This window comes from Pseudomonas sp. S37 (assembly GCF_016658545.1).
GTDB lineage: Bacteria > Pseudomonadota > Gammaproteobacteria > Pseudomonadales > Pseudomonadaceae > Aquipseudomonas.
Genome location: NZ_JACVZC010000011.1, coordinates 78,143 through 84,629, shown reverse-complemented (window position 1 = coordinate 84,629; position 6,487 = coordinate 78,143). Strand labels below are relative to the sequence as shown.

Annotated in this window: 7 protein-coding genes; 2 read left to right on the top strand and 5 right to left on the bottom strand. The window is 61.5% G+C overall.

From position 1 onward, the window contains the following. Positions 1-397: 397 nt before the first annotated feature. Positions 398-1,636: a cytosine deaminase gene (codA, locus tag IAE39_RS06765; RefSeq protein WP_201200587.1), complete on the top strand. Its 1,239-nt coding sequence runs from the start codon at positions 398-400 to the stop codon at positions 1,634-1,636. 7 nt (positions 1,637-1,643) lie between these two features. Here codA and IAE39_RS06760 read toward each other — a convergent pair whose 3' ends face one another. The 3 genes from IAE39_RS06760 to IAE39_RS06750 all read right to left on the bottom strand — a co-directional run bounded on the left by IAE39_RS06760 (position 1,644) and on the right by IAE39_RS06750 (position 4,323). Further along, on the bottom strand, positions 1,644-2,597 hold the full coding sequence (locus IAE39_RS06760; protein ID WP_201200584.1) for an ornithine cyclodeaminase family protein: 954 nt from the start codon (positions 2,595-2,597) through the stop codon (positions 1,644-1,646). Further along, the gene (locus IAE39_RS06755; protein ID WP_201200583.1) at positions 2,594-3,595 is read right to left on the bottom strand and encodes a threonine/serine dehydratase; all 1,002 of its coding nucleotides are present in this window, start codon (positions 3,593-3,595) and stop codon (positions 2,594-2,596) included. Before IAE39_RS06755 ends, IAE39_RS06760 begins: the two co-directional genes overlap by 4 nt. Positions 3,596-3,717: 122 nt before the next feature. Then, positions 3,718-4,323: a helix-turn-helix transcriptional regulator gene (locus tag IAE39_RS06750; protein WP_201200582.1), complete on the bottom strand. Its 606-nt coding sequence runs from the start codon at positions 4,321-4,323 to the stop codon at positions 3,718-3,720. 239 nt (positions 4,324-4,562) lie between these two features. Here IAE39_RS06750 and IAE39_RS06745 point away from each other — a divergent pair, with 239 nt between their 5' ends. Further along, on the top strand, positions 4,563-5,549 hold the full coding sequence (locus tag IAE39_RS06745; protein WP_201200581.1) for a DNA-binding protein: 987 nt from the start codon (positions 4,563-4,565) through the stop codon (positions 5,547-5,549). Between the two features lie 177 nt (positions 5,550-5,726). Here the strand turns inward: IAE39_RS06745 and IAE39_RS06740 are convergent, their stop codons facing one another. Continuing rightward, positions 5,727-5,978, bottom strand: coding sequence for a hypothetical protein (locus tag IAE39_RS06740; RefSeq protein ID WP_201200572.1), 252 nt, complete (start codon positions 5,976-5,978; stop codon positions 5,727-5,729). 8 nt (positions 5,979-5,986) lie between these two features. Further along, the gene (locus tag IAE39_RS06735) at positions 5,987-6,487 is read right to left on the bottom strand and encodes a DUF4142 domain-containing protein (protein WP_201200570.1); all 501 of its coding nucleotides are present in this window, start codon (positions 6,485-6,487) and stop codon (positions 5,987-5,989) included.

Sequence of the window (6,487 nt, the reverse complement as noted above, 5' to 3'; positions counted from 1 at the left end):
ATTCGCGGGTAAACCCGCTCCTACATTGGTCTGTGGTGTACACATACATCGGCAGCTCGGCACCGCTCGTTGTAGGAGCGGGTTCACCCGCGAATAGGCCAGACCTGCCGGCCAGTTTCCCCCGGCCATTCACCGTTGCCGCCACCACCGTATTCGCGGCGGTTCGACGCCTCGATAAACCCGCTCCTACATTGGCCTGCGGTGTAAACACACATCGGTGGCTCGGCACCGCCCGTTGTAGGAGCGGGTTCACCCGCGAATAGGCCGGACCTGCCAGCCAATTCCCCCCGTCGCAGCCGATTTGTGCAAGCAAGCTTGCCCACGAAGCACGTGCCGCAGAATATGGGCTCACTCCTACAATTGCGTATGAGCGAAGTCCATGGCAAGGAGCGACACTATGCACATCATCAACGCACGCCTGCGCGGCAAGCCCGGCCTGTTCCGCATCGAACTGAGCGGCGAACGCATTGCCGCCATCGTGCCCCAGGCCGAGCTGGCGGCTGTTGCTGGCAATGATCTGGACGCCGCGCAAAACCTGGTAGTGGCACCTTTCGTCGAGCCGCATATCCACCTCGATGCCACGCTGACCGCCGGCGAACCAAGGTGGAACATGAGTGGCACCCTGTTCGAAGGCATCGAATGCTGGGCCGAGCGCAAGGAAATGACCACCCACGACGACATCAAGACCCGTGCGAAGAAGACCATCGACATGCTGGTGGACCACGGGATCCAGCATGTCCGTACCCACGTCGATGTCACCGACCCGAAACTCACCGCGCTCAAGGCCATGGTCGAAGTGCGCGAAGAAGTACGCGAGCTGGTCGATCTGCAGATCGTCGCCTTCCCGCAGGAGGGCATCGAATCGTATGCCAACGGCCGGGCATTGATGACCGAAGCGGTGGCCATTGGTGCCGATGTGGTTGGCGGCATCCCGCATTTCGAGAACACCCGTGACCAAGGCGTGTCGTCGGTAAAGTTCCTGATGGACCTGGCCGAACGCACAGGCTGCCTGGTGGATGTACACTGCGACGAAACCGACGACCCACAATCGCGCTTCCTCGAAGTGCTGGCCGAAGAGGCGCGGGTACGCGGCATGGGCGCGCGGGTGACGGCCAGCCATACCGTGGCCATGGGCTCATACGACAACGCGTACTGCTACAAACTGTTTCGCCTGCTGAAGCTGTCGGGGATCAACTTCGTGTCGTGCCCGACCGAGAGCATTCACCTGCAGGGGCGCTTCGACAACTACCCGAAACGCCGCGGCGTTACCCGCGTGGCCGAGATCGACCGCGCCGGAATGAACGTATGCTTTGGCCAGGACTCCATCGTCGACCCCTGGTACCCCTTGGGCAATGGCAACATCCTGCGCATTCTCGAAGCCGGCTTGCACATCTGCCACATGCTCGGCTACGAAGACCTGCAGCGTTGCCTGGACCTGATCACCGACAACAGCGCCCGCACCCTGAACCTGGGTGAACGCTACGGCATCGAGGTGGGGCGCCCGGCAAACCTGTTGCTGCTGTCGGCGCCGGACGACTACGAGATGGTGCGCAGCCAGGGGCATGCGCTGGTGTCGGTACGCAACGGCAAGGTGCTGATGCAGCGCACGCCAGCGCAGGTGCAGCGTATGCGTTGAGGCTGTTCTAGTCGCAGGCGTTCAGGGCCGCCAGGGCGCAGCTTGCGATTTGCGCATCCTGCACGGCCACACCGGTCAGGTCGGCCAGGGTGATCTGGCCGTCGTGCTCACGCCCCTTGGCGCGACCAGCCAGCAGTGCGCCCAGTTCGATCAACTGGTCAGTGTTGATCTGGCCGCTGCTGAGCGCGCAAGCTACTTCGCCGTACTGGCTGCACTGGGCGATCGAGTCGACGATGATACGGTCGGCGCTGGCTACCAGCGCCGGGTCCAGCTCCTGCTTGCCCGGCGCGTCGGCACCGACGGCAGTAATGTGCGTGCCGGGCTGGATCCAGTCGCTGCGTAGCAAAGGCTGGCGGGAAGGGGTGGTGCAGACAATCAGGTTGGCTGCCGCGGCAAGTTCTGCTGCATCCTGCGTGCTGTGAACGTGATAGCCCAGGTTGCGGGCAAAGGCCGCATAGGTGGCAAGCCCGCTGGCATTGCGGCCCCAAACGAACAGCTGACGGCAATCGGTAACGGCGCGCAACTGTTCCAGCTGCATCTGTGCCTGCATGCCGGTGCCGAGGATGCCGATCGCCTTGACCCGTGCCGGTGCCAGCAGCCTTGCTGCAATTCGCCCGGCAAGGGCGGTGCGCATGCCGGTCAGCCAGCCCTGGTCCTGCAACAGCGCCAGGGGTTGCCCGGTGAGCGCTGACAGCACCAGCATCAGGCCGTCGTTGCTTGGCAGGCCCTTGGACGGGTTGTCATAAAAGCCGGTCGACAGCTTGACGGTGAAGGTGGGGCTGCCTTCGATGTACGCCGACTTCACGCAGCAGTCGCCGTTGGCCTGTGCAAACGCAAAGCCCTGTACCGGTGGCACCTGTACCTTGCCTTCAGAATAGGCAATGAAGCCTTGCTCAAGCCGGTTGATCGCCAGTTCCGGGTTGAAGCTGGCAATGATCTGCGCCTTGTTGAAAACCTTCATTTGACCGCCTCGAGGAATTTCTCCAGCACGATATTGCGACCACACAGGATTACCGCCACGCGTTTGCCCTGGTAGCGGGCGGCCAGTTTTTGCATGCCGGCGACCGCAACCGCTGCCGCGCCTTCGATGATCCAGCGCTCGCTGCTGGCGATATCGCGCATGGCTGCACGAATTTCGTCTTCGCTGACCAACACCGTATCGGTCACCAGCGCCTGGCACAGCGGGAAACTGATAGAACCCGGCTCGATACCGCCCGCCGTGCCGTCCGACAGCGTTTCGCGGGCATCCACCTCGATGATTTCACCCGCCTTCAGCGACTGCTCGAGTGCCGGGTCATTTTCCGGCCAGCAGCCGATGATCTCGGTACCTGGCTTGAGCACGCGCAAGGCAGCGCCGATGCCGGAAATCAGCCCGCCGCCGCCCACGGCGACAAACACCGCGTCCAGGTCGGAGGCCTGCTCGAACAACTCCATGCCGATGGTGCCCTGGCCAGCGATGACTTGTGGGTCGTTGTACGGCGACACGAACGGTACGCCCTGTACCTTGGCTTGCCTGGCGGCCTCCAACTCTGCACTCAGTGGGTCGGTGGGCAGGCAGAGCACTTCGGCGCCCAGTGTGCGCATCGCTTCCAGTTTGTAGGGCGAGGCCGAAGCTGCGGTGTACACCGTCACCGGCACGCCAGCCGCTTTGCCAGCCAGCGCGAGGGCTTGCCCGTGGTTGCCCGAGGACGCAGCGATTACCCCTTTGCTGCGCTGCCCGATCGGCAACAGGCGGATCTTGTTGCTGGCTCCGCGAAACTTGAATGAGCCGGTGTGTTGCAGGTGCTCGCATTTGAGCAGCACTTCACAACCGGTCTGCGCCGACAACCGCGCGCTGCGAGTGAGCGGTGTAACGCTGACGGCGGGGCGCAATGCGCCATGGGCTTGCTTGATGGCTTCGAACAACGCATCGAGGTAAGCGGCATCGACAATGGTCGGGGAAACTGGGGTGGCTGACATGCTGCGCTCCTGGATGGTTATGGATTATTTGTCTACCGTAGAATATTTATCTATTAATGACAAGCAGGCGCACACAACCGCTGGCAACACCCGGCTGAGTGGCCAGCGTGACGGGGAGGGTGTCAGGCTTTGAGTGCTTTCAGGTACTTGTAGACAGTGGCTCGGCCCATGTTCAGCACATTGGCGACATAGTCGGCGCCACTGCGCCCTTCGAACGCGCCCTCGGCATGCAGCGCCTGCACCAGGTTGCGCTTGTCCTTCATCTGCAGCGTCTGCAGTGACAGGTTGCGCGCCTGCAGCCAGGCATGCAGGAAGGTGTTGATACGTTCCTGCCAGTCATTGCGGAACAACGCGTCAGGTTGCGGCACCAACCGGCTCATCTGGAAGAACGCATCCAGCGCCACACGGGCTTGTTCCAACACCGACACGTTCAGGTTGATGCACATCAGGTACTCGGCGTCGCCTTGGGCATTGCGCAGTACGGTGCTGATGGAGCGGACCTTCTGGCCGTTCCAGTTGAGCTTCTCGTACGGGCCCAGGTTGGCGCCTTCAAGCAGATCGCCCAACTCGTGATCGATAGCCGAATCATCGCCCAGTTTACGTTGCGAGAAGTTGTTGGCGATGTGCACGACGGTCTGGCTGCCCAGTTCGTGAACGATGACTTCAGCGTGCGGGTACAGCAGCAGGGCGATGCTGTCGGCAATTGCCTTGTAGTTTTCCAGGGTCATTTCTTCATGTGCTTGAGTGCCGGACGCCCATGGTGGCGGCAAAGTGCACCCGACACAAGCCGGTGCACGCGAGGCGCCAGTACGGCTACCAGACGCGAAAACAGCTGCATTTTGCCTTTCACATGCGATAAGCCGTGATTATTCCACCTTAGGAAGTGTTTGCAGGTGTGCTGTTGTTTCGCCATAATTGGTATGTAATTACATGTTACATAACACAGTACAAAATCGTAGGAGCAAGCATGGCCCGGGGCGGTATCAACAAGGTGGTAGTGCAGCAGGCGCGTCAGGCGCTGATTGCCCGGGGCGAGAACCCCAGCATCGATGCCATACGTATCGAGCTGGGCAATACCGGCTCCAAGACCACGATTCACCGCTACCTGAAGGAGCTGAACGGCCAACAGCCGGTGGCATCCGAAGGCGGCGCGGCCCTGAGCGATGTACTGAGCCGCCTGGTCGGGCAACTGGCCACCCAACTGCAGGACGAGGCGGACCTTACGATCGAGCAGGCCGAAAGCACCTTCACTCAACAGCGCGAACAGCTTGAGGCGCAGCTGGACATTGCCCGGCAGGCGTTGGCTGCAGCGCACCAGCAGCACCAGATCGATGCAGGTGCCTTGGCCGCCGAGACTGAAAAACTGCTGTCTACGCAAAGCACATTGCAGGCCGAACAACTGCGCAGTGCCAGCCTCAACCAGTCGTTGGGCGAGCTGCAGGTGCGCCTTGCCGACAAGGAAGAGCAAGTCAAGTCGCTGGAAGACAAGCACCGTCATGCCCGCGATGCGCTGGAGCACTACCGCAACGCCAGCCGCGAACAGCGTGAGCAGGAACAGCGCCGCCACGAAGCGCAGTTGCAGCAGATGCAGGTGGAGTTACGCCAGTTGCAGCAGGGCATGATCGTCAAGCAGGACGAGCTGACCCGCCTGCACCGCGATAACGAGCGTTTGCTGGGTGAGCACCGCCAGGCCGCCAGCGAGTGCCGTGCGCAGGACGAGTTGCTGGAGCAGCGCGATGCTCAGATCCAGGGCCTGCGCACGATCCTGGCCCAGGCCCAAGGTGCCAGTGAGGAAATGCGCCGCCAGCTCGATGCGCAGGCGCAGAGCCTGGAGGACCGCCGCGAATTGTGTGCCGCGCAGGCACGACAGTTGCAGCGCTTCGAGGAGCAGCTAAAGGAGCGTGACGAGGCGTTGGCGCAGTGCAAGGTGCAAATGGCTGACGCTTCACGTTAACGCGATCAGTGGAGCGACCCTGTGGGAGCGGGTTCACCCGCGAATGCGGCGGTAAAAATTGACATCGCATTCGCGGGTAAACCGGCTCCCACAAGGTCTGCGACATGCTTGCGGGCTTTGCCTTCTGCGCGACAGCTTACCGTGACGTTCTGGGTGATCTCCTACGACAGTGTGCGCTCAGGTTTCAGCCTGTCGCGCCGCCTCGACACCCGCCGCCGACAGCTTGATCGGGTAGCTCACGCTGATCTGGTGGTCACTGCTTACCACCACACTGCCATCCTGGATCAAGCCGGCCTCCTGCAAGGTCTTGAGCATTCCGGCCACCGCTTTCTCACCGCGATAGTTGTCCAGCACTTCCTTGCCCAGCCCCTGTGGGTGTGCATGCAGCAAACGGGTGAGCACTTCGGTCTTCAATGCATCGTTACTCATCGTGGGCCTCACTTGCCGTACTTGGCCTGAAGTGCCTTGGCATGCTCCAGGTGCTGTTCCAGTTTGGGCAGGGTTTCACTGGCGAAGGCCTTCAACTCGGCCTTGTCGGACGATGCAGCCTCTTTCTTGAACAGTTCCACAGCTTTCTCGTGGGCATCGACCTGATTGTTGACATACGACTTGTCAAAGGACTCATCGCGCCACTCCAGGATCATCTTCTTGACCTTGTCGGTCATTGCCGCATCATCCGGTACGGTAATGTCCAGCTTGCGGGCGATGTCGCCGAGCTTCTGGTTGGCCTGGGTGTGGTCGGTGACCATTTGCTGGGCGAAGGTCTTGATATCGGCATTCTGGCTTTTTTCCTGGGCCAGGTTGCCGGTGACCACTTCGGCGATACCGGCCTCGACTGCCGCGTCGACGAAATCATCGGAGCTGGCGGCCAGTGCGTGCACCGATGCCAGGCCTAGCACCATCGATAGTCCAACGCTCTTGATGAAGAGACTGCTCAT